General features: G+C 66.7%; 24 protein-coding genes. 10 read left to right on the top strand and 14 right to left on the bottom strand.

Annotated features, from left to right (window positions below; all coding sequences use genetic code 11):
- Positions 1-2 precede the first annotated feature (2 nt).
- Positions 3-1,562, top strand: a complete 1,560-nt coding sequence (gene gshA, locus ACSFBF_RS32975; RefSeq protein WP_435474459.1) for a glutamate--cysteine ligase — start codon at positions 3-5, stop codon at positions 1,560-1,562.
- A 33-nt stretch (positions 1,563-1,595) separates the two neighbouring features.
- On the opposite strand, the gene ACSFBF_RS32970 is transcribed toward gshA, so the two are convergent.
- Positions 1,596-2,618 carry an aldo/keto reductase gene (locus tag ACSFBF_RS32970; protein ID WP_435474457.1) on the bottom strand — a complete coding sequence of 341 codons (1,023 nt, stop codon included), beginning with the start codon at positions 2,616-2,618 and terminating at the stop codon, positions 1,596-1,598.
- Positions 2,619-2,720: 102 nt separating this feature from the next.
- Between ACSFBF_RS32970 and ACSFBF_RS32965 the strand changes: the two genes are divergently transcribed.
- Positions 2,721-3,632: a LysR family transcriptional regulator gene (locus tag ACSFBF_RS32965; protein ID WP_435474455.1), complete on the top strand. Its 912-nt coding sequence runs from the start codon at positions 2,721-2,723 to the stop codon at positions 3,630-3,632.
- Positions 3,633-3,656: 24 nt separating this feature from the next.
- Here ACSFBF_RS32965 and ACSFBF_RS32960 read toward each other — a convergent pair whose 3' ends face one another.
- The 4 genes from ACSFBF_RS32960 to ACSFBF_RS32945 are packed head-to-tail and all read right to left on the bottom strand — an operon-like array spanning position 3,657 to position 7,096.
- A complete protein-coding gene (locus ACSFBF_RS32960; RefSeq protein WP_435474453.1) occupies positions 3,657-4,631 on the bottom strand; it encodes a Bug family tripartite tricarboxylate transporter substrate binding protein in 975 nt (324 codons plus the stop codon).
- A gap of 18 nt (positions 4,632-4,649) precedes the next feature.
- Positions 4,650-5,948, bottom strand: coding sequence for a homogentisate 1,2-dioxygenase (hmgA, locus tag ACSFBF_RS32955; RefSeq protein WP_435474451.1), 1,299 nt, complete (start codon positions 5,946-5,948; stop codon positions 4,650-4,652).
- Positions 5,949-5,984: 36 nt separating this feature from the next.
- Positions 5,985-6,338, bottom strand: a complete 354-nt coding sequence (locus tag ACSFBF_RS32950; RefSeq protein WP_435458134.1) for an NIPSNAP family protein — start codon at positions 6,336-6,338, stop codon at positions 5,985-5,987.
- Positions 6,335-7,096 carry an SDR family NAD(P)-dependent oxidoreductase gene (locus ACSFBF_RS32945; protein ID WP_435474448.1) on the bottom strand — a complete coding sequence of 254 codons (762 nt, stop codon included), beginning with the start codon at positions 7,094-7,096 and terminating at the stop codon, positions 6,335-6,337. The genes ACSFBF_RS32950 and ACSFBF_RS32945 overlap by 4 nt, the downstream gene beginning before the upstream one ends.
- A 178-nt stretch (positions 7,097-7,274) precedes the next feature.
- On the opposite strand from ACSFBF_RS32945, the gene ACSFBF_RS32940 reads away from it, so the two are divergent.
- A complete protein-coding gene (locus ACSFBF_RS32940) occupies positions 7,275-8,048 on the top strand; it encodes an IclR family transcriptional regulator (protein WP_097199562.1) in 774 nt (257 codons plus the stop codon).
- Positions 8,049-8,065: 17 nt separating this feature from the next.
- Here ACSFBF_RS32940 and ACSFBF_RS32935 read toward each other — a convergent pair whose 3' ends face one another.
- From ACSFBF_RS32935 to ACSFBF_RS32920, 4 genes are all read right to left on the bottom strand, one after another.
- The gene (locus tag ACSFBF_RS32935) at positions 8,066-8,833 is read right to left on the bottom strand and encodes an alpha/beta fold hydrolase (protein WP_435474446.1); all 768 of its coding nucleotides are present in this window, start codon (positions 8,831-8,833) and stop codon (positions 8,066-8,068) included.
- A 34-nt stretch (positions 8,834-8,867) separates the two neighbouring features.
- Entirely contained in the window at positions 8,868-9,839 is a 972-nt protein-coding gene (locus ACSFBF_RS32930) for a tripartite tricarboxylate transporter substrate binding protein (protein WP_435474444.1), read from the bottom strand.
- A 76-nt stretch (positions 9,840-9,915) separates the two neighbouring features.
- Entirely contained in the window at positions 9,916-10,644 is a 729-nt protein-coding gene (locus ACSFBF_RS32925) for an enoyl-CoA hydratase/isomerase family protein (RefSeq protein WP_435474442.1), read from the bottom strand.
- The gene (locus ACSFBF_RS32920; RefSeq protein ID WP_435474440.1) at positions 10,631-11,818 is read right to left on the bottom strand and encodes an alpha/beta hydrolase family protein; all 1,188 of its coding nucleotides are present in this window, start codon (positions 11,816-11,818) and stop codon (positions 10,631-10,633) included. Before ACSFBF_RS32920 ends, ACSFBF_RS32925 begins: the two co-directional genes overlap by 14 nt.
- 212 nt (positions 11,819-12,030) lie before the next feature.
- On the opposite strand from ACSFBF_RS32920, the gene ACSFBF_RS32915 reads away from it, so the two are divergent.
- Positions 12,031-13,008, top strand: a complete 978-nt coding sequence (locus ACSFBF_RS32915; protein WP_435474438.1) for a Kelch repeat-containing protein — start codon at positions 12,031-12,033, stop codon at positions 13,006-13,008.
- 9 nt (positions 13,009-13,017) lie between these two features.
- Here ACSFBF_RS32915 and ACSFBF_RS32910 read toward each other — a convergent pair whose 3' ends face one another.
- Both ACSFBF_RS32910 and ACSFBF_RS32905 read right to left on the bottom strand, forming a co-directional pair.
- Positions 13,018-14,601, bottom strand: coding sequence for a class I adenylate-forming enzyme family protein (locus ACSFBF_RS32910; RefSeq protein ID WP_435474436.1), 1,584 nt, complete (start codon positions 14,599-14,601; stop codon positions 13,018-13,020).
- 34 nt (positions 14,602-14,635) lie between these two features.
- Complete coding sequence (locus ACSFBF_RS32905) at positions 14,636-15,457, bottom strand: SDR family oxidoreductase (protein ID WP_435474434.1); 822 nt, start codon at positions 15,455-15,457, stop codon at positions 14,636-14,638.
- Positions 15,458-15,628: 171 nt separating this feature from the next.
- Between ACSFBF_RS32905 and ACSFBF_RS32900 the strand changes: the two genes are divergently transcribed.
- From ACSFBF_RS32900 to ACSFBF_RS32880, 5 genes are all read left to right on the top strand, one after another.
- Positions 15,629-16,309: a glutathione S-transferase family protein gene (locus tag ACSFBF_RS32900; protein WP_435474432.1), complete on the top strand. Its 681-nt coding sequence runs from the start codon at positions 15,629-15,631 to the stop codon at positions 16,307-16,309.
- A 130-nt stretch (positions 16,310-16,439) separates the two neighbouring features.
- A complete protein-coding gene (locus tag ACSFBF_RS32895) occupies positions 16,440-16,823 on the top strand; it encodes a response regulator (RefSeq protein WP_435474430.1) in 384 nt (127 codons plus the stop codon).
- A 123-nt stretch (positions 16,824-16,946) separates the two neighbouring features.
- Entirely contained in the window at positions 16,947-17,879 is a 933-nt protein-coding gene (locus tag ACSFBF_RS32890) for an SDR family NAD(P)-dependent oxidoreductase (RefSeq protein ID WP_435474428.1), read from the top strand.
- Positions 17,880-17,983: 104 nt separating this feature from the next.
- Positions 17,984-18,412, top strand: coding sequence for a nuclear transport factor 2 family protein (locus tag ACSFBF_RS32885; protein WP_435474426.1), 429 nt, complete (start codon positions 17,984-17,986; stop codon positions 18,410-18,412).
- Positions 18,402-18,884: a MerR family transcriptional regulator gene (locus ACSFBF_RS32880; protein ID WP_435474424.1), complete on the top strand. Its 483-nt coding sequence runs from the start codon at positions 18,402-18,404 to the stop codon at positions 18,882-18,884. Before ACSFBF_RS32885 ends, ACSFBF_RS32880 begins: the two co-directional genes overlap by 11 nt.
- Here ACSFBF_RS32880 and ACSFBF_RS32875 read toward each other — a convergent pair.
- On the bottom strand, positions 18,871-19,230 hold the full coding sequence (locus tag ACSFBF_RS32875) for an HPF/RaiA family ribosome-associated protein (protein WP_093059157.1): 360 nt from the start codon (positions 19,228-19,230) through the stop codon (positions 18,871-18,873). The genes ACSFBF_RS32880 and ACSFBF_RS32875 overlap by 14 nt on opposite strands.
- A gap of 118 nt (positions 19,231-19,348) precedes the next feature.
- Complete coding sequence (locus tag ACSFBF_RS32870) at positions 19,349-19,777, bottom strand: CBS domain-containing protein (protein ID WP_435474422.1); 429 nt, start codon at positions 19,775-19,777, stop codon at positions 19,349-19,351.
- Positions 19,778-20,497: 720 nt separating this feature from the next.
- Here ACSFBF_RS32870 and ACSFBF_RS32865 point away from each other — a divergent pair.
- On the top strand, positions 20,498-21,310 hold the full coding sequence (locus ACSFBF_RS32865; RefSeq protein ID WP_435474420.1) for a glycosyltransferase: 813 nt from the start codon (positions 20,498-20,500) through the stop codon (positions 21,308-21,310).
- A 32-nt stretch (positions 21,311-21,342) separates the two neighbouring features.
- On the opposite strand, the gene ACSFBF_RS32860 is transcribed toward ACSFBF_RS32865, so the two are convergent.
- Positions 21,343-21,597 (bottom strand): hypothetical protein, encoded by a 255-nt coding sequence (locus tag ACSFBF_RS32860; protein WP_435474418.1) that lies wholly within the window; start codon positions 21,595-21,597, stop codon positions 21,343-21,345.
- Positions 21,598-21,620 lie beyond the last annotated feature (23 nt).

Here is a 21,620-nt window from a genome sequence, read left to right as displayed (position 1 = left end):
ATATGAGCAACAGATTGCAGGAGAGGTTGGGTGCAATTTCAACCGCACGCCTCCAGGGCATGCGACGTGGCATCGAGAAGGAAAGCCTGCGCGCGCTGCCGGACGGCAAGCTCGCGCTGACGCCGCATCCCGTGGCCCTGGGCTCCGCGCTCACGCATCCGCACATCACGACCGACTTCAGCGAATCGCAGCTCGAACTCATCACGGGCGTGCACGCGAACGTCGAATCGGCGCTTGAAGAACTCACGCGGGTGCACCAGTTCACCTACCGCGTGCTCGACGGCCTGGGCGACGAGCGCCTGTGGGTGTCGAGCATGCCCTGCGGCCTGCCGACCGACGAGACCATTCCGATCGGCCGCTATGGCTCGTCGAACGTGGGCCGTGCCAAGAGCGTCTACCGCATGGGCCTGAGCCACCGCTATGGCCGCCGCATGCAGACCATCTCGGGCATTCACTACAACTGGTCGCTGCCCGACGTGTCGAGCGAACAGTACTTCGCGCTGATCCGCAATTTCCGCCGTCAGGCCTTCCTGTTGCTGTACCTGTTCGGCGCTTCGCCGGCCTTGTGTTCGAGCTTTGTTGCGGGCCGCCCGCACGAGTTGCAGCCGCTGGGCGACGGCAGCATGTTCATGCCGCACGGCACCTCGCTGCGCATGGGCCGCCTGGGCTACCAGAGCGACGCGCAGGCCTCGCTGGCCGTGAGCTACAACAGCCTCGACGGCTACGGCGCTTCGCTGCAGGACGCGCTCACGCGCCCGTGGCCGGCGTACGAATCCATCGGCATCCGCAACCTCGGCGGCGACTACAACCAGCTGGGCACCAGCCTGCTGCAGATCGAGAACGAGTTCTACGGCACCATCCGCCCCAAGCGCGTGATCAACCCCGGCGAGCGCCCGCTGCATGCGCTGCGCGAGCGCGGCGTGGAGTACGTCGAAGTGCGCCTGATGGACCTCGACCCCTTCGAGACTGTCGGCATCAACGCGCAGACCATGCGCTTCATCGACGTGTTCCTGCTGCACTGCCTGCTGAGCGACAGTCCCGACGACACGCCGCAGGAAATTGCCGACCTCGCGCACAACCAGCACCTCACGGCCGCGCGCGGTCGCGAGCCGGGCCTGAAGCTGCAGCGCGACGGGCGCGAAGTGGCACTGGCCGAGTGGGGCCTGGAGCTGGTCGAGCAGTGCCTGCCCATTGCCGCAGCGCTCGACGCGGCGCAGGGCGGCACCACGGCGCATGCCGACGCGGTGCGCGCCGCCAGGGCCGCGCTGCAGAACCCCGACAGCCTGCCCTCGGCCCGCGTGCTCGCGGCCATCGAGAAGGACCACGGCAACTCCTTCATCGGCTTCGTGCGAGCCCAATCGGAGCAGACCCGTGCCGCGCTGCTGGGCCTGCCGTTCTCGGCCGCGCAACAGGCCGAGTTCGAGCAGATGACGGCCGAGTCGATTCAGGAGCAGAAGCGCATCGAGGCGGCCGACACCATGCCCTTCGAGATCTACCGCGAGCAGTACGTCTCGCCCGCGCGGCTGGGCATGGCGCGCGGCCGCATGGCGGTGGCTGCCTGAGAGAGCCGGCTCTCTCCGCGCTTTCGATCCGTCTTATTTTTCCTTGCGGCCCGCCGGAACCGGCGCATCGGCTGCGATGAGCTTCTGCTCGCGCATCTCATCCCAGAACGCCGCCGGAATCACCGCAGCCAGCGCGGCCTGATCTTCCGCGATGCGCTCGGGGCGGCTCGCACCGGGAATCACGGCCGCCACTGCCGGATTGGCCAGCGAGAATTGCAGCGCGGCGGACTTGATGCCGACCTCGTGGCGTTGCGCTACGGCCTTGATGCGCTCGACCTTGGCGATGATTTCCGGTGATGCCTTCTGGTACTCGAAGTGCGTGCCGCCAGCCAGGATGCCGGAGCTGTACGGGCCGCCCACCACGATGTCCACGTTCTGCTTGGCGGCCGCGGGCATCAGGCGTTGCAGGGCCCGCTCGTGGTCCAGCAGGGTGTAGCGGCCGGCCAGCAGGAAGCCGTCGGGTTTTGCCTCGCTCAGGTCCAGCGTCAGCTCGCACGGTTCCACGCGGTTGACACCCAGGCCCCAGGCCTTGATCACGCCTTCTTCGCGCAGGCGGGTCAGCACGCGAAACGCGCCTTTGCGGGCGACTTCGAACTGCGCGAGCCATTCGTCGCCGTAGAAGTCCTGGGCGATGTCGTGCACCCAGACGATGTCCAGACGATCGGTCTTCAGCCGTTGGAGGCTGTCCTCGATCGAGCGCAGGGTTGCGTCCGCCGAATAGTCGTTGACCAGCTTGTTGGGCCGACCGAACTCGAAGAGCCCACCTTTTTCGCCCAGGTCGCGTGTGGCCGTTTCTTCGGTTTCGTCCAGCACGAGGCGGCCGACCTTGGTGCTCAGCACGTAGTCGTCGCGCCGGTGCTTCGCCAGCGCCGCGCCCAGGCGGATCTCGGCCAGCCCCGCGCCATAGAACGGGGCCGTGTCGAAATAGCGGATGCCGTGCGCCCAGGCCGCGTCGACCGTGGCCAGGGCTTCCGCCTCGGGGATGTTGCGGAACATGTTGCCCAGTGGGGCGGTTCCAAAGCCCAGCAGGCCGGGGAGTTTGTCCTTGATGCTCATGAAAGAAAGTCCTTGTTGGTTATCGGATGGCTTCACTGTAGGTTTCGGGGTTGAGTCTGTCCAAGACATAATTGGTGAAACTTGAGTCTTGACAGGTCTTAAATGCTGGACATCCGCCAACTTCACTATTTCGTCGCCGTCGCGGAAGACGAGCATGTCGGCCGTGCCGCCGAGCGGCTGCACATCTCGCAATCGCCGCTGAGCCGCCAGATCGCGCAGCTGGAAGAGCGGCTCGGCCTCACGCTGTTCGAACGCAGCCAGCAGCGCATCCGCCTGACGGCCGATGGCCGCACCTTCCTTGCGGAGGCGCGCGCGCTGCTGACGCACGCCAACCGCCTGGAGTCGCTGGCGCGCCGGCTGGGCCGCGGCGACGAAGGCGGCCTGTGTATCGGCTACATCGAGAACGCCATGCACTCCGGCGTGCTGTCCGATGCCCTTCGAGCCCTGCGCGCCACGCGGCCCGCGGTGCACATCGCGCTCTACAACCAGCAGTCGGTGGACCAGCTCGAGGGGTTGCGGCAGCGCAGCCTGGACATCGCGCTGGTGTGCGAGCCGCCGCTGGCGAACGATCCCGACCTGAAGGGCGCGCTGCTGTTGAGCGACCCGATGCTGCTGGCGCTGCCCGAGTCGCATCCGCTCGCTTCGGTCACCAAGCTGACGCCGACCGCGCTGGGGAAACTGGAGTGGATCGCGGTGCAGCAAAAGGAGAGCGCGCTCACGCACGACGGCTTCATCGCTGCGTGCGCCAAGGCGGGCTTCACGCCGAACATCTCGATGGAGGCCGCCGAGCCACTGACTGCGCTGGGCCTGGTGGCGGCGGGCCTTGGCGTGGCCATGGTGCAGAGCAGCCTGCGGCGCCATGCGCCGGCCGGCGTGGTGCTGCGCGAGCTGCCGTGGTTCACCTACAGGACGCCGTTATGGGCGGCCTGGCACAACGTCAATCTGCGGCCGCTGGTCGAGATCTTCCGTATGACGCTGCTGGATGGCGTTCGGCGGGAGGGCGACATCCTGTAGCGGTTACCCGATCGGCATCGGCGCTCACTGCCGGGGAATACCGGCCTGGGCGACGACCTCGCTCCAGCGCTTGATCTCGCGCTCGATCATCGACTTCATCTCAACGGACGAAGAGGGCGCGGGTTCGCTGCCCAGTGATGCCAGCGTTGCCTTGACAGCCGGGTCGCCGAGCGCCGCGCGCACGCTGCGATCGAGACGTTCGATCACCTGCGGCGGCGTGCCGCCGGGCGCCGCGAGTCCCAGCCAGGAGCGGATCTCGAAGCCCTTCAGCACGCTCGCGACGGCAGGCACCTCCGGCATCGACGGCCAGGGTTGCGCGCTGGTGACCGCCAGCGCGCGCAGCCGGCCCGACTGGATGTGCGGCGTTGCAACGGTCAGCGTGTCCGCCAGGATGTCGACGTCGCCGGCGATCACCGCCTGCACTGGTGCACCGCCGCCGCGATAGGGCACGTGCAGCAACCTGACGCCGGCGCTGACGCCCAGCAGTTCTCCGACCATGTGCTGTGTCGAGCCCACGCCCACCGAAGTAAAGGTGACCCGCTCCGGCGCCTGGCGCGCCGTGGCGAGCAGTTCCGCGAGATTCCTGGCCGGATGCTCCGCGCGCACGGCAATGACGAAGGGAAAGCTCGTCACGGTCGAGACGAATGCGAAGTCCTTCACCGGCTCGTAGGGCAGCGTCTTGCGCAGCGCAGCCGACACCGTGTGCGCGCCGGTGAGCATGACGATGTTGTAGCCATCGGGCCGGGCCTTGGCCACGAAGTCGGTGGCGATCAGCCCGCCCGCGCCGCTCTTGATCTCGACGACCACGGGCTGCTTCAGCGTCTCCTGCATCTTCTGGGCGAGCAGGCGCGAGACGACATCGGCGTTGCCGCCCGCGCCGAACCCGTGGCACAGCTGTATCGGGTGGCTGGGGTAGTCGTTCTGTGCGCGAGCCGGAGGCTGCAGCGCGAGTGCGGAGGCGGTGGCGAAGACGAAGTCGCGCCGGGTGAAAGCCGTCATGGTCGTTGTCTCTTTTCGTCAGGCCTTGGCAGCCCTGAACCCGTGCCATACCGCGTCGTAGTCCGGCTGCAGATTGGCGGCGCCAAGCGCTTGCGCCGTGGGCCGGAACACGTGGCGGCTCTCGAACATGAAGGCCAGCGTGTTGTCGAGGCGGTGCGGCTTGAGTTCGGCGGTGCTTGCCCGTTCGAAGGTGGCGGCGTCGGGCCCGTGCGGCAGCATGCAGTTGTGCAGGCTCACGCCGCCGGGCACGAAGCCCTCGGCCTTCGCGTCGTACACGCCGCGCACCAGTCCCATCAGTTCGCTCATCACATTGCGGTGGAACCAGGGCGGGCGGAAGGTGTCTTCCGCCACCAGCCAGCGCGGCGGGAAGATCACGAAGTCGCAGTTGGCAACGCCGGGCGTGTCGGTGCCGGAAGTCAGCACCGTGTAGATCGACGGGTCGGGGTGGTCGAAGCTGATCGTGCCGATGGCCATGAACCGCGCCAGGTCGTACTTGCAGGGCGTCAGGTTGCCGTGCCACGCGACCACGTTCAGCGGCGTGCCGGCCTGCTTGCCTTCCCAGAGGTGGCCCATGAACTTGTTGACGATGCGCACGGGGCCGGCGTCTTCTTCGAAAGCCGCGACGGGCGCCAGGAAGTCGCGTGCATTGGCCAGCCCGTTCGATCCGATCGGCCCCAGCTCCGGCAGGCGAAAGGGCGCACCATAGTTCTCGCAGACATAGCCTCGCGCCTCGCCATCGCCCTCACCCTCGTGCAGCGCGACGCGAAACCGCATGCCCCGCGGCACCAGCGCGATCTCGCCGGGCGCGACGTGCAGGCGGCCCAGCTCGGTATGGAGCAGCAGCGCGCCATGCTGCGGCACGATCAGCAGTTCGCCGTCGGAGTTCGCGAGGTAGCGCCCGTCCATCGAACGGTTCGCGCGATAGACATGCACTGCCGAGCCGGTCTGCGCGTGCGGGTCGCCGTTGCCGGCGATGGTCAGCATGCCGTCGACGAAGTCCGAGTCCCCGGCCGGCATCGGCCATGGGTTCCAGCGCAGCCGGTTGGCCGGCGTTTCCGCCTCGGTGAATGGTCCGCTGCGCCAGTTGCCGTCGTCGATGCGCGCGAAGGCTTCATGCATGGCGCTGGGGCGCCTTCTGTACATCCAGGTGCGCCGGTTGTGGTCGCGCGGCGCCGTGAAGGCCGTGCCGGACAGCAGCTCTGCATACAGGCCCAGCGGCGCCTGCTGCGGCGAGTTGTGCCCGACGGGCAGGGCGCCCGGAAGCGCCTCACTGGCGAACTGGTTGCCGAATCCGCTCTGGTAGTCGAGCGTTGTCATGGTGTCTCCATCCTTTGTTCCGGATCGATGCGGTCGTCAGTCCTGCCACCGGGGCGTGAAGAAGGGCGCGGGAAGCAGGATCTTCGATTCCTGGCTCTGCAGCAGCGGAAGCATTTCCACCACGTAGGCCTTCCATGCCGGGTCGGCCATCAGGAGCTCCCGCCGCTCGGCGCGCTCGTTCATGTCCACGTAGGCCCACATGTGGATCACCTGGTTGAGCGGGCCGGTTTCGGTGCGGTAGTAGCCGACCATGCGGCCGAGGATGCGGCGCTGTATCGCCAGGCCCTTGGCTTCGTACAGCGACAGGTAGGCCCGCCACTGGCCGGGATGGGTTGTGTAGGTGCGTTGCTCCACGAGCATGCGGGTGGTCGCGTCGGGCCCGGCGGTCACAGGCTGTGCCCTCCGTCGATGACGATCCGCGTGCCCGTGGCCGTGCGCAGATGCGTCACGCAGGCCAGCACGGCGAGCGCCACGTCATGCGGTGTGACGATGCGCCCTAGCGGCGTGGCGGCGGCCTTCTTCAGCAGGTCGTCGCGGTTGCGGCCGCGGACGAAATCGGTGTCGACCGCCGCGGGCGAAACGCTGACGAAGCGCACGGGGCCGAAGGCTCTTGCCATCGACACGGTCATGGTGTCGAGCGCGGCCTTGGCGGCGCAATAGGCGATGTTGCTGCCCAGGCCCGTGAATGCGGACACGGAAGACACGTTGACCACGGCTGCATCGGTGGACGCACTCAACAGCGGCATGAGCGCGCGCGTGATGGCATACGGGCCGCCGACGTTGGCTGCGAGTATTTCGTCGAACAGTGCCGGTGCCAGCGCATCCAGGTCGCCGTGCGCAATGCGCTGTGTGAAGCCGGCCGAGTTCACGAGCACGTCGACGCGGCCGAAGCTGCGATGCAGGGTGTCCGCCATGGCGGCGTGCGCCGCGCTGTCGGTCAGCGGAATCCGCAGCGTGCTGTGGCCCTCGCCCGGCAACTCCGCGCGCAGTGCCTGCGCGCGCTCCGCGCCTTCGTTGTAGCCGATGACCACCGTCGCCCCCGCGTCCGCCAGTGCGCGCACGCAGGCGGCGCCGATGCCGCTGCTGCCGCCGGTGACGACGGCGACCCTGTCTTTCAGCGCAAGAGCGCATTCCTGCATCGTGCTCATCGAAACCTCCCGCAAAGCGCCCTGTGCTTTTTCATGACTGCCCTTGATCGTTGGGTTCCGTCGCTCGCCCCGCCGTTCGGCAAGAGTGGTGTCCGATAGACGGGGCGCCGCTATGGCTCCAGCGGGAATTGTTTTCTAATGACTCGCTTCCAACCAGTCGTTTGTCCATCAATCGAACATGAAAACGCCCTCCGATGCAGGCTCGCTGAAACGAGGCGTGGTGATTCTCAAATTGCTGGCCACCGCCGGCCCCCGCGGGTTGGCGCTGACCGAGCTGTCCGAGAAATCGCAGATCCCGCATCCATCGGTGCATCGCATCCTGGGGCAGCTGGCCGCGGAACGACTGGCGGTCTTCAACGATGAGCTCCGGCGCTACAAGCTCGGCCCGCTGGCATTCGAACTGGGCGTGGCCGGCTCGACCATGCACGACATCCGCGACCTGTGCGACCCTGCGATGGGCACGCTGGCGCAGGAGACGGGCGACACCGTCTACCTGGTCGTGCGCAGCAGCTTCGATGCGGTCTGCATGCACCGCCGCGAGGGGGCCTTTCCCGTCCGCGCGCTGGTGCTCGAGGTCGGCAGCCGGCGCCCGCTGGGCGTGGGCGCCGGCGGGCTCGCGATCCTGTCGGCCATCGACGACGAAGAGCGGGCCCACATCATCGAAAGGGTGGGGCCGAGCCTGGCGGCCTTCGGAAAGTTGTCGCCGCAGGATCTGGCGCAGGCCTGTGTGCAGACGCGCGCCATGGGCGCCGCGGTGATCCAGAACCGCGTGAGCCTGGGCGTCAAGGCGGTCGGCGTGCCCTTCAGGGATTCGATGGGGCAGGCCGTGGGCGCGCTGAGCGTTGCCGCCCTGTCGCAGCGGCTGAGCCAGCGGCGCATCGAGCAGGTGGCCGAGATGCTGCGCAGTGCCACGCAGTCGGTGGAAGTGCTGCTGCGCAAGCGCAAGACCTGAAGCGGCTGGCGGCTTCTTCAGTCGCCGTCGTGCTGCCGCAGGAAGGCTTCGACCCGCGTCACGAGGTACGCCGGCGTTTCGAGCATCGGGTAGTGGCCGGCATTCGGCAGCGTCTCGATCTGCGCGTGCGGGTACATGCGGGGGAAGGTGGCTTGCACGAAGTCGGAAGACACGCCCCCGTCGTGCTCGCCCACCAGCACCATCAGCGGCGCGCGCAGCCCCGCGGCCCTGTCGGAGAAATCGGTTTTCGAGAATGCGCCGAAGTAGTCCTCGAAGGCGGCGGGCTCGGACGTGCCGCGCTGGTGGGCCAGGATCGAGCGGGCCAGTGCAGGCGTCAGGCGCGAGCCCAGCGAGGTCTCGATCACGCCGAGCGCCGCCTCGTCGCTCCTGGCCGCCGATGCGAACAGCGCCGCGACCTCTGCAGGCAGCGGCACGCCGGAAGCCGGCACCGGCGTCACGCACACGGCGGCCTGTATGCGGTCGGGCGCATCGATTGCCACTCGCTGCGCCACCATGCCGCCCATGGAGTGGCCGAGCAGGCTGAAGCGCTCCCACCCCAGTCGGTCGGCGAGCTCGAGGCTGTCGGCGGCGATCTCCGCGATCGTGTGCTCGCCCCCGATGGCACGGGAGGCGCCGTAGCCGCGGTAGTCGGGAAAGGCATACGTGAAGGCCTCTTCGTCCAGCAGTGGATAGGTCGGCGCCCATATGCCGTGGTCGCCGAACCAGCCGTGCAGGACCATCACCCGCTGGGGGCCGCTGCCCCGGATTTCGTGGCCCAGAGTCATGTGCGTTCTCCTTTGCCCGTGCGGGCGTGCTGCGTCAGTCGATCTTGATGCCCGCGGTGCCGATCACCTTGGACCACTTCGACGATTCGCTCGCGATGGTGCTCGCGAACTGGGCCGGCGTGCTGGCGACGGCCTCGACGGTCTGGTCGCTCAGCTGCCGGCGGACTTCGGGGTCGGCAAGCACCTTCTGCAGTTCGGTGGACAGCCGCTCGACGACCGCGCCCGGCGTGCCCGCGGGCGCATGCAGGCCGAACCAGAGTGCCGAGTCGAAGCCGGCGATGCCGGCTTCTGCAAAGGTCGGCACCAGCGGCAGGGCGGCAAGTCGATGCCGGCCGATGACCGCCAGCGCCTTGACCTTTTCGGCGGTGACCTGCGCCATCACCGGCGCTGCCGGCGTGAAGGCCAGGTCCACCCGGCCGGCCATGACGTCGGTCAGTGCCTGGGCGCCCCCCTTGTAGGGCACGTGCGTCAGGCGCACCTGGGCCGACTGGTTGAACAGCTCGCCATAGAGGTGCGTGAAGGTGCCATTGCCCGAAGAGCCGTAGCTGAACTTGCCGGGCGCTTCGGATGCCGCGGCGACCAGCTCCTTGACCGTGCGGGCGGGCAGGTCGGCGCGCGCGATCAGCAGCGCGGGCGCCTCGGCGAGCAGCGTCACCGGCGTCAGGTCCTTGACGAAACTGAAGCGGAGATTCGGATACAGGCTGGGGTTGATGACATTCGCGGTGGTGCTCAGCAGCAGCGTGTGGCCGTCCGGCGCGGCATGGGCCACGGCTTCGGCGGCGATGCTGCTGCCCGCGCCCGGCCGGTTCTCGACGATGACGGGCTGGCCCAGGGCCTGCCCCATGCGCGGCCCGAGGATGCGCACGATCAGGTCCCCGGTGCTTCCGGCCGGAAAGCCGACAAGGATGCGGATCGGCTTTTCCGGGTAGGTGGCGGATACGGCGGGCGCACATGCGCCCGCCAGCGCGAAGGCGGCCACGAGGGGCGCAAGAAATGAAAGTCGCATGGTGATGTCTCCTTTTTTGTTTTCCTTGCCGCGCCGCGCCGCGCCGCGCCGCGCCGCGCCGCACCGGCGCTGCCGCTCAGCGCGAGCCCAGCACGTTGGCCAGCAGGCCCGCCCCGTAAAGCACAGCATTGGGTTCGTGGTGGCGCGGCGCGGTCGCCAGGAACTGCTTCACCGCCTGCACGGCCGGCACCGGGAAGGAAAGAAGGCGCTGCACCAAGGCATCGCCCTCGGCCTGCAGCCGGCCGCTCTCGACGACCCGGCCCACGATTCCCGCGGCCAGCGCCTCGCGCGCGCCGATGGGCTCCGCGCCAAAGACGAGGTGCGCCAGCGCCTTGGCCGGCATCCGGTCCAGCAGCGGTGCCATGGCGATGCAGGGCGGAATGCCGCGTTCGAGTTCGCGCAGCGCGAAGCTGCTGTCTTCCTCGCACAGCGTGAGGTCGCAGCGCGCGGCCAGCACCGTTCCGATGCCCCACACCCGGCCCGCCACCATCCCCACCACCGGCGAGCGGCAGCGGCCGAACGCCTCGTAGAGCGCCTGGATCGGCCCCGCGTCCTCGCGCAGTACGTCGGCCGCGTTGACCCCCGCGCCGGGCGGCGGCGGCGCCATTTCGCGGCCCAGGCAGAAGTCGGCGCCTTCGGCGCGCAGCACGATCACCCGGCTGTCGCGCGCGGCATCCAGCGCTTCGGCCAGTGCCAGCGCCATGGCGTTGGTGAGCCGGTTGCCGGCCTCCGGGCGCTGCAGCCGGATGGTGGCCACGTCGCCCTGCACATCGCAACCGATCCAGGAAGATTCAGGCGTGGTCATGGGGTGTCGTCTCCTGCAGGCGTTCGGCCATCCAGTCGCAGACCAGGCTCAGCGCGGGCTCAGGCCGGTCGAGGTTGACGTGGGCTGCACCGCCTTCTTCTTCGGTGAACACGCGCAACTGCTTGTGGCGCGAACTCACTGCCTCCAGCAGGCGCTGCGCTTCCGAAGGCGGCGCATGGCGGTCGTTGGCGCCGTGCACGATGAACAGGTCGCAGTCGATGCGGCTGGCCACGCCTTCGAGGCGGAAATCCTCCAGCTTGCGGAACGCGCTTTCCCAGTCAGGCACGCCGAGGATTCGCAGGATCTGCTTGCCGGTGGTGCCCAGCGGTGCGCTGTTGCCCAGCTGCGTGGCGCCCTGGCCCGGCACGTAGCCGACGCGCCGGACCATGCAGGCATGGGTGTCGAAGACCGCGCCCATTACCGCGCAGGCCTTGATGCGCTTTTCGAACGCGACGGCGCGCGGTGCGTAGTAGCCGCCCCAACTGGCCGCCACCATGCCGATGCGTGTGGGGTCGACGTCCTGACGCTGCACGAGCCAGTCGACGCAGGCCGTCACCGGTTTCTCGAAATCGTGGCGGGCGGTCAGGCCATGCACGCGCAGCGCCGAGCCCTGGCCCGGCCCGTCGAAGGCGAGGGTGGTGATTCCGCGCCGCGCGAGATTCAACGCCACGTAGAACATCTCTTCCTTGTTTGCGTCCAGCCCATCCGACAGGAGCGCCACCGGCCCCGGGCCGCTGCGGCCCACGGCGGGCACCAGGTAGGCCGGGATCACGCTGCCCTCGAAAGGAATGTCGACCAGCTCGATGGCGGGGTCGCGGTGCCGCGCGAAGGTCTCGAAGCACGACAGGTGCTTGGCGTAGGAAAGTTCGGCGCGGGGGTCGTCAGGGTCCAGCAGCCCTTCGGCCCACTGGTGGTAGACCGAGGCGCGCAGGGAGAAATCGCTGGCGCTGACGCGATGGCCGCGCGACAGGGCGTCGGCCGCCGACTGCTCCAGCTGGCGCCCAAGTTCTCCCCACGCGCGATGCCAGGCCTCCACGTCGCCGGAAGGCTGCACCCGCGCCGCGTCTTTCAGGCGGGAGCAGGCCCAGTCGATTTCGCCAAACAGTCCGCCCGCGGCGATGGCGCGAAGCACGGCAAGAGACCAGCGGTAGTTTTCGGGAAAGTAGAAGAACATGGTTTTCCAGGGGCTGGGTTGGCGTTCTGTGCTCCAACAAACGGGGCAACCAATCCGTTGCTGCACAAGTACGGATTGTTCTGGCACCGGCCCTTTGAAACCATGGTCTTGTCCGATAGATGAACATGAGAATTGCCAATGTCGACATTGCTCTGTCATCCTGCGGCCGGACCTTCTTCGGGTTGGGCCAGTGAATCGAACAGGAAGCTTCCATGCAGATCTTCAGATGCCTTGTCGTGCGCGCCCTGGCCCTCGTGCTCGGCGCCGCCGCCTCGAGTGGACATTGCCAGACGGCCCCGGTTGCCGGCACCTGGATTCAGAAGGCGCCGATGATCACGCCCCGTGCCGAGCTATCGCTTGCCGTGGTCGGCGGCAAGATCTACGCGCTGGGAGGGATGATCGACGGCACCTCGGTGGCTCGCAATGAGGCGTACGACATCGCGGCCGATACCTGGAGCGTGCGTCAGTCCATGCCTCGCGCGCTCGACCATCTCGGTGTCGCGGTGGTGAACGGAAAAATCATCACCGTCGGTGGTTTTGTCGGCGTGGTGCACAAGGACGGGCAGGCGGCGGTATTCGAATACGACCCGGCCGCAGATACATGGCGAACGCTCGCCCCGATGAGCGCCGGCCGCGGTTCCGTGGGCGTGGCCGTGCTCGACGGCAAGGTCTATGCCATTGGGGGGCGCAATCCGGCCAACGCCACGGTCACCACCAACGAGGTCTACGATCCGGTCGCAAACACATGGACGGCACTTGCGCCGTTGCCTAAGGCCCGGGATCACGCAGCGGTGATTGCCGCCGACGGCAAGATCCATGTCATTGGTGGTCGTTTTACCAACCCAGGCGATCGAACCGACCTGCACGATATTTACGATCCGGCCAGCAACACCTGGACTTCGGCGCCACCGCTGCCCACTGCGCGCAGTGGTCTGGCCTATGCCTACTACAAGGGCCTTGCGGTTGTGCTGGGTGGTGAATTCCCGCAGGAGAAAAGAACCTTTGCGGAGAACGAAGGATTCGATCCGAAGACCAACACCTGGCGAACGCTTGCGCCAATGCCGCGAGGCCGCCATGCCGCCGGTGCTGCCACCGATGGCAAACATCTCTATGTCGGTGGCGGCCTGTTTCTGCCGGGCGGCATGGGTGGGGAGTCGACCGGGGAACTCATGGCGTTCAGCTTGCCTTGAGCCTTGCGCCTATCCCTCCCCGGACTCGAAGAGCGCCAAGTGGGCCGTGCGCAGCTGAAATTTCTGGATCTTGCCCGTCGGCGTCATCGGCATCCCGTCGACGAAGCGGATCGACTTGGGCACCTCGAACCGGCCGAGGCGCTCTTTGCAGAACGACAGCAGTTCATCTTCGCTGCACGAGCCGTCATTGCGACGCAAGACCACGAACGCAGCAACCGCCTCGCCCCAATGCGGATGCGGCAGGCCCACCACCGCCGCGGCACCGACAGCGGGGTGGGCGAGCAGCACGGCCTCCAGCTTGACGCTGGAAACGTTCTCGCCGCCGGTCTTGATCATGTCCTTCTTGCGGTCGAGAAACAGCATGTGCCCGTCGGCGTCGAACATGCCGATGTCGCCGGTGTGGTGCCACCCGAAGCGGCGAGCCGCGGCGGTGGCCTCCGGGTCCTTGAGGTAGCCGAGAAAGACGTTGGGCCCGCGATGGACGATCTCGCCGACCTGGCCCGGCCCGAGCAGCCGGCCGTCGTCGTCCATGACGGCGGTCTCCACCCCCGCCACCGACACGCCCCAGCAGTTGCCGTCCTTGTCGGGATGGTCGCTTGCGCGGTAGACCATGGTCGGCGGGTACATCTCTGTCTGGCCGGTGCCCAGGCGCACGTCGGCGCACATGTCGCGCCGGATGTCCGCGAGCAGGTTCTTCGGCATCGGCGCCAGGCCGTACATGCACAGGCGCAGCGACGAGAAGTCGGTTTGCGGACGCTGGGGGTGCTTCATCAGCGCATCGAACATCATCGGCAGGCACGACAGCCAGGTGATGCGTTCGCGCCCGATGGCCGCCAGCATGGCCGCGGGATCGAAGCCGTTGGCGAGCCACAGCGTTGCGCCGACCATCAATGCGCCGGTGCTGATGGCGTGCTGGGCGCAGTGAAACAGCGGCAGCACCGAGACGACGACATCGCGTTCGGTGGCCTCGAAGCTTTGCGCGCAGCTCAGCAGCGCGCCATGGACCGAGCGATGGGAATGCATCACGCCCTTCTGCTTTCCCGTGGTGCCGCTGGTGTACATGATGAGTGCGAGGTCATCGTCGCCACGGGCGATGGACAGCGGCTGCGCTGGCGGGCGCGATGCCAGCGCGTCGAAATGCAGCGTGCCGGCGGTGGCCTGGTGTTGTGCGCCGATCACCACCGTCAACAGGCCCAGGCGCTCCACCAGTGTGCGCAGTGCCGCCACTTCGAACAGCGCTGCGTCGATGAAAACCGCGCTGGCTTCGGCGTGGCTCAGCACATGCTCGATGGAGGCCGCATCGAGCTGGACGTTGACCGGCACCCAGACGTTGCCCGACTTGTGGATGGCCTGGATGGCCGCGAGGTGCTCGATCGAGTTGACGCACATCGTCGCGATGCGGCGGTCGGCGAAGTCGTGGTCGCGCAGTGCCTCGCCTACGCGCTCGCTCGCGGCATCGAGCGCCGCGAACGTGATCCGTCGATCACCCTGGATGACTGCGATCTTGTCCGGATCTCGCCTCGCGCTGCGCCGCACGACGTCTGCGAGCGAAATGCGGGCGATGCTTGCGCGTTCGGCGTCGGCTGCTTGCATGCGATGGTCTCCTTGGGGCGGCACGGTGGCCTGGTCACGGTTCCACGAAAAAGTCGATCAGCGGCTCGACGCCCGGTGTTACCAGGTAGGGCTCGAAGTCGGTGACGCCGGCATCGCGCAGCACCTGCTCGTCGGTCAGCAGTTGGCCTGTGAGCTCGCGGCTCGGCCGGATCAGGATGTGCCACGCAGCGTCCGCCATGATGGTTGGCAGGCGCGCCTGTCCCGCCACGTCGGGCGCCGCGATGCGCAGGGCGCTGGTGGCAATGACGGTGCGCGGCCACAGCGAATTGCTCGCGATGCCGCGCCCGCGCAGCTCTTCGGCCAGGCCGCGGCTGAGCATGCTCATCGCGTACTTCGAGGTGGTGTAGGCCGCGTGGCGCGCGAACCACTTGGGGTTCATGTCGAGCGGCGGCGACAGGGTCAGGATGTGCGGGTTAGCCGCCTTTTCGAGATGCGGCAGGCAGGCTTGCGCGCACAGGTAGCTGCCCCGCGCGTTGATCTCGAACATCAGGTCGTAGCGCTTCATCGGCGTGCGCTCGACAGTCTCGAGGTGGATCGCGCTGGCGTTGTTGACCAGGATGTCGATGCCGCCGAAGCGCTCCACCGCTGCGTTGACTGCGCTGCGGACCTGGGCTTCGTCCCGCACGTCGACCACCACCGCGAGGGCCTGTCCGCCAGCGGCGACGATTTCTTCGGCTGCGCTGTGGATCGTGCCGGGCAGGCGGGGGTCGGCCGTCGCCGTCTTGGCCGCAACCACGATGTTGGCGCCATCGCGCGCGGCCCTCAGGGCAATGGCCTTGCCGATGCCACGGCTGGCGCCGGTGATGAAGAGGGTTTTCGATTTCAGGGACGGCATGGACACTCCGCAATCGCGATCGTCGATCGCAAGAGTCCGCAGGCTATTCGCCGGCGCGGAAGAAAACTTGCGCCGACTGGCTGTGCTCGCCGCAGCCAATCGACGCAAGGCGCCGTGGAGTGCGCGTGCGACCATCGGCGCGGCAACTTCCGGCGTCGAGCCCTCCATCCGATGATCACGCTCTACCACTGCGCGAATGCACGTTCGTTCCGCGTTCTCTGGATGCTCGAGGAGCTCGGCGTTCCCTACCGGCTGGAGATGCTGCCGTTTCCGCCGCGTGTGCTGCACCGCGAGTACCTCAAGATCAACCCGCAGGGCACGGTGCCTCTGCTGGTCGATGGCGAAACGCGCATGACCGAGTCGGCGGCCATCTGCCAGTACCTGGCCAGCATCAACGCCCCCACCTCGCTGAATGTGGAGCGCGAGGAGGCCGGCTACGGGGACTACCTGAACTGGCTTCACTTCGGCGAGGCCTCGCTGACCTTTCCGCAGACCCTGGTGCTTCGCTACACCCTGCTGGAGCCGGAAGACCGCCGCCAGCCCCAGGCCGCGGAGGACTACGCCCAGTTCTTTTTCGTGCGCCTGCGGGCGCTCGAAAGGCTGCTGGAAACGCAAGACTTCGCATGCGCCGACCGGTTCACGGCGGCCGACATCTCGATCGGCTACGCGTTGCTGCTGGCCAGGGTGCTAGGCCATCAAGAGCGCTTCGGCCCCGCGGTACAGCAGTATTGGAAGCGCCTGAGCTCGCGCGCAGGCTTCGAGCGCGCAATGGCGGTGCAGGACGCGGCCGCCGCCCGGCAGGGCATTCAGCAGTTGCCGACGCCCGGAATAGGACTCGGCAGACGCCCATAGGCACGGAATGACCGACAGCAGCGGTGGCCGATGACCTACAGGCATTGGCCTGCATGGCTCACCGCGTGCGGCCGTGGGGCTGCGAGGATGCCTCCATGCACCGCGCAAGCACCGACCTCGCGACCTCCCCATGACTTTCAAGGCCTATCTAGTCGAGGACAGCCCCGTGATTCGCGAGAACCTCGTCGGATTCCTGGAAGACGTGACTGACGCGAAGGTGGTGGCCTCCGCCAGCACCGAGGAGGAGGCCGTGGCCTGGCTGGACCAGCACACCGGCGACTGGGACCTGACCATCGTCGACCTGTTCCTGCGGCGCGGCAACGGGCTGGGCGTGATCCGCGCCTGCCGACACCGGGCGCCGCACCAGAAGGTGATCGTGCTGAGCAACTACGCCAACTCCGCCATGCGCGAGCGTTCGCGGCAACTGGGCGCCGATGCCTTCTTCGACAAGTCGGCCGAGCTCGACCAGTTGGTGGACTTCTGTGCGCAGGTGCGCGCGTCGCTTCCCGGGTGACGCCGGGCGATGCCGGCTGACGCGCGCATGACTGGGTCGTGCGCCTTTCTGGGGTAAAACGCCACGCTGCCGCAGGAGCGGCAACCGGACAACGGCAACTCCCCAGGAAAGCGACAGAGAGACATGAGCAACAGCAATAGCAGCAACATCGACTTCAAGGGCCGCGTGGCCATCGTGACCGGCGCGGGCGGCGGCCTGGGCCGCCAGCATGCATTGGCGTTGGCGGCGCGCGGCGCCAAGGTGGTGGTGAACGACCTAGGCGGCGCGCGCGACGGCTCCGGCGGCTCGGTAAGCGCTGCGCAGGCGGTGGTTGACGAGATCAAGGCGGCCGGCGGCGAAGCCATTGCCAACGGCGCATCGGTGACTGACTTCGAGGCGGTGCAGGCCATGGTCAAGCAGGCAGTCGATGCCTGGGGCCGCGTCGACATCCTCGTCAACAACGCCGGCATCCTGCGCGACAAGAGCTTCGCCAAGATGGAGCTGGCCGACTTCAAGCTGGTGGTCGATGTGCACCTGATGGGCGCGGTGAACTGCACCAAGGCCGTCTGGGCGCTCATGAACGAGCAGAAGTACGGCCGCATCGTGATGACTACATCGTCCACCGGCCTGTACGGCAACTTCGGCCAGAGCAACTATGGCGCGGCCAAGCTTGCGCTGGTGGGCCTCATGCAAACGCTGAGCATCGAAGGCGCGAAGAACGACATCCGCGTGAACTGCCTGGCGCCCACCGCCGCCACCCGCATGACCGAGGACCTGTTCCCCAAGGAAATGCTCGAAGCCTTCCGCCCCGAGGCCGTGGTGCCCGCAATGCTGGTGCTGGCCGCGCAGGACGCGCCCAACCGCACCATCCTCTGCGCCGGTGCCGGCACCTTCGAGGCCGCGCACATCACGCTGACGCAGGGCGCCTGGCTGGGCATTGCCGCCGACACGCCCGAGCAGCTGGCGGCGCGTCTGTCCGAGGTGACCGATCGCGAGGGCGAGGCCGTGCCGCAGAGCGGCACCGCACAGGGCGCGAACGAAGTCGCCAAGGGCATGGCGAACGCGAAGAGGGGCTGACCGGCCCCAGTGTTCATGGCGCGCTTGACCTCGAGTGCACTCGAGCATTTCCAATGAATTCACCGGGTGTCCGGTTCATTCATTCAACCCAAGGAAATCAAGCCATGAACACGATCGACAACAAGGCCCTGGTCCAGCGCATCCATGACGAGCTGGACAAGGGCAACGGCCAGGTCTTCGTCGACAGCCTTGCCGACGACGCCAGCTGGAAGCTCGAAGGCAGCACCCCGTGGTCGCGCACCTACCGGGGCAAGAAGGCCATTCGCGAAGAGCTGCTAAACCCGCTCTTCGCGCAGTTCGCGGGGCCCTATGTGAGCAAGACCGAGCGCATCATCGCCGAGGGCGACCGGGTGGTGGTGCTGTTCAGCGGCGACGTGCCCACCAAGGCCGGCAAGCGCTACAACAACCGCTACTGCTACGTCTACCGACTCGAAGGAGGCAAGGTGAAAGAGCTGACTGAGTACTTCGACACCGCACTGGTCCAGGAGGCGCTGCAGGCGCCTTCGGTCACAGCGGCCGCACATGCCGGCTGATACGGGAACGCCTTTTCACATCGGCGAGCTGGCCACGCGCACCGGCCGCACGGTGCATGCCATCCGCTGGTACGAGACGCAGGGCCTCGTGCCCGGCGTGGCGCGCGACGAGGGCGGCCGGCGCCTGTACGTCGAGCTGCACGTTGGCTGGCTCGACCTGATGGAGCGCCTGCGCCGCACCGGCATGTCGATTGCCGAGATGCGCGAATACACCACGCTGGCGGTGCAGGGCAAGGTCACGCTGCGCCAGCGGCGCGACATGCTTGCGGCCCACCGCGAGCGCGTGACCGAGACCATCGCCGAGTGGAAGCGGGCGCTGTCGCTGGTCGACCGCAAGATCGACTTCTACGACGAGTGGATGGCCAGCGGCCACCGCCCGCCACTCATCCCCGCCGAGACGCCCAGCCTGAAGCCGCCGAAACGCGGCAGGCGCGGCGTTGCGGCACCTGTTGCTCCGGCTACTCCGCGATAAAGCTCGGGTCGGTGCGGATCGAGCCGCGGTCGCGGTGGTTGTGAAGGCGGCCCAGCGTGTTGTCCAGCAAACGCTTGAGCTTGTCGGCCGCGCCGCGGAAGGCCTCGTCGAGGCTGGCCGCGTGCTGTGTTACCGCCAGCGGCTGGTGGTGCGCCAGGCGCGCTTCCATCACGCAGCATTTGTCGCCGCCGCCGGTCTTGTCGTGGTTCTCGTCGCTCAGGTGCACCTCGACGCGCGTCACGTCCTCGACGAAACGGCTCAGGTGCTGCTTGATCTCGGTGTCGGCCCAACGCTCCAGCGCGTCCTTGTTCGTGATTCCGTTGCTCGTGTTGACCTGAATCTGCATGCAATGTCCCTGCTGGATGGATGAACGAAAGCTCACTTTGCGCGCTGAAGCGCCGCGGTGCACGTAGGCCTGTTCCCTACCCATGTGCCGGGCAGGGTCCGCAATGCGGCGAGCCGGGTCAGCTCTGGATGTACGTGGTCAGCTGCTCGATGGTGGCCTCGTGGTCCGAGATGATGTCGTCCATCAGGTCTTGAATGGAGATCATGCCGACCACCTTGTCGCCGTCGACCACCGGCAGGTGGCGGAACTTGCGCTGGCTCATCAGCGTCATGCAGGCGCGTGTGCGGGTTTGCGGGGTGACGGTCATCACGTCGGGCGTCATGATCTCGCGCACCTTCACTTCCTTCGAGTTCTTGCCCTGCAGCGCGACCTTGCGGGTGTAGTCGCGTTCGGAGAGAAAGCCCACCAGCTTCTCGCCTTCCATCACCATCAGCGCGCCGACCTCGAAGTGCGCCAGGGTGGCCAGCGCGTCGAACACGCTGGTGTCGGGGGAGGTGCGCCATGCTGCGGAATCATGGCGCTTGAGCAGTTCGGAGACGGGTTTCATCGCGGGTAACTCCATCAAAGGGTTTTCGATTCGACCGACGCTCGGGCGCCGCACTCGGTCAAATCATAGGGGCGGAAAGCATCTCCGCGATGCAAAACCCTCTAGCAAGGCTCTTTTCACCCGTTGAAATTGGAGGCATATCGTGAAGAGAAGCAGGTTCACAGAGGAGCAAATGGAATTTGCACTGAAACTTGCGGCCAAGACCGGGTTGCAGTGCGACCAAGAGTCGGAGAATCCAACCCAAAAGCAATAAGGAAACCGGATCAGGGCCAATTCCACTGCTGATCCGACTGTCTGGAGGGATTTCTTGTCATGAGTCTTCGTCGCGTCTTGTTGGCCTGGGAGCAGGGACGAAATCTCGGTCATCTGACTCGGCTGGCCGAGATGGATGCATTGATCAGGGGAAGGCATGGAGAGCCGGTCTGGGTCATCCCCCGAGCTCAGTTTGCTCACCCCTGGGCCGGGATCGGGGGCAATTGTTGTCATCCCGCGCCTGTGCTTAGACCTCGCAGGGCGTTTGCTGCCGCAGGCGCCCCGACATCTGAACGGTTCGGTTCGTTCGCCGACATTCTCTTGGCGCAGGGTTTCGCGGACGCCCAGGCCGTCTCAGTCGCGGTGGGTCAATGGCTGAAGCTGTTCGAGTCCATCCGACCAATCTCCATATTGTGTGACTACGCCCCAGTGGCGCAGTTGGCTGCCTGCCTGGGAAACCTCCAGGCTATGCAGTTGACGAACGGATTCGATGCACCTCCCGTCGAATTCCCTGCTTTCGATGACCATGCGCGAGGCCCGTTGGTCAACCTGGCAAGAAGTCAGGGCATCGAACGGCTTTCAGAAACGATCCACCGCGTCGGCAAGGATTTCGGTGTGGAGCTTTGTCTCGAGAAGTTTTTCGCGTGGCCAAGAAAGTTGTCCGATGCAATCCCCGAGACGGACCCGTATGGAGCGCGTGCCGATTTTTCCTATGCGGGTCCTTTTACCCTGGAGCGGGCCATGTCTGCACCTCGCTGGCCGAAAGCAAGCGGGCGAAGCGGCAAGCATGCCTTTGCCTATCTGCGTGGGGGGATGGCAAGTGTGGGTGCTGTCCTCGAAGCGCTGCGCCTTGCTGGCGTTGCCACCTGTTGTGTATGGCCTGACGCGACCGATGTGGCGCTACATCGCTACGAAGGCTCCTGTATTCAGATCGATCGTTCTCCCGTCAGGTTGACCGAAGCTCTTGAGCGGGCGGACGTGGTTGTGAACTACGGCTCGGGTTCGGTGGTGTGTTCCACCGTACTTGCGGGAAAGGCACAGCTGATGATGCCGATGGATGTAGAGAAGCTGATGTTTGCCCGGCGGGTGGAAGGCCACGGTGCGGGAATCACCTGGATGCCTCGCATGGGTGCAGTGGCGGCAAGCGTCAGGAGGCTTTTGGATGACGAGTCCCTGACGGTGGCGGCAAGTGCTATCGCCAAGCGTCACTCGACCGCGCAGTTGATCCGGACGAGGGATGCAGCCGTGGATGCATTCGTGTCAGGGATTTCAGGTAGATAGACGCGGGTGTCCGACTTGAAGTTGGAAATGGGCTAGTTCATGCCGGTGCGATGGGTGACTTTGGCCGCCACTCTCAATCCTGAAGGAAAGCGTCGATAGAGCCATCGTCTTCGCAGTTCGGTAAAGAAAAAAAGAAATCTGCTGAAGCGGGGAAATGACTGACGAGATCTGCGTGTTGTTAACCAAGCGGTCGGTGTCGCGTCATTGGCGCTGGCGTATTGCATGTCGAGCGCGTCTATCAAGACCTCAAACAGGGCTTCGAGCTGAGATGTGGGATTGACCGACACGCGACGTGTCCTGCAGATCGCAA

This window comes from Variovorax nivicola, from assembly GCF_051216475.1.
In the GTDB taxonomy this organism is placed as follows: Bacteria; Pseudomonadota; Gammaproteobacteria; order Burkholderiales; family Burkholderiaceae_C; genus Variovorax.
This window is presented reverse-complemented; position numbering and strand designations above follow the sequence as displayed.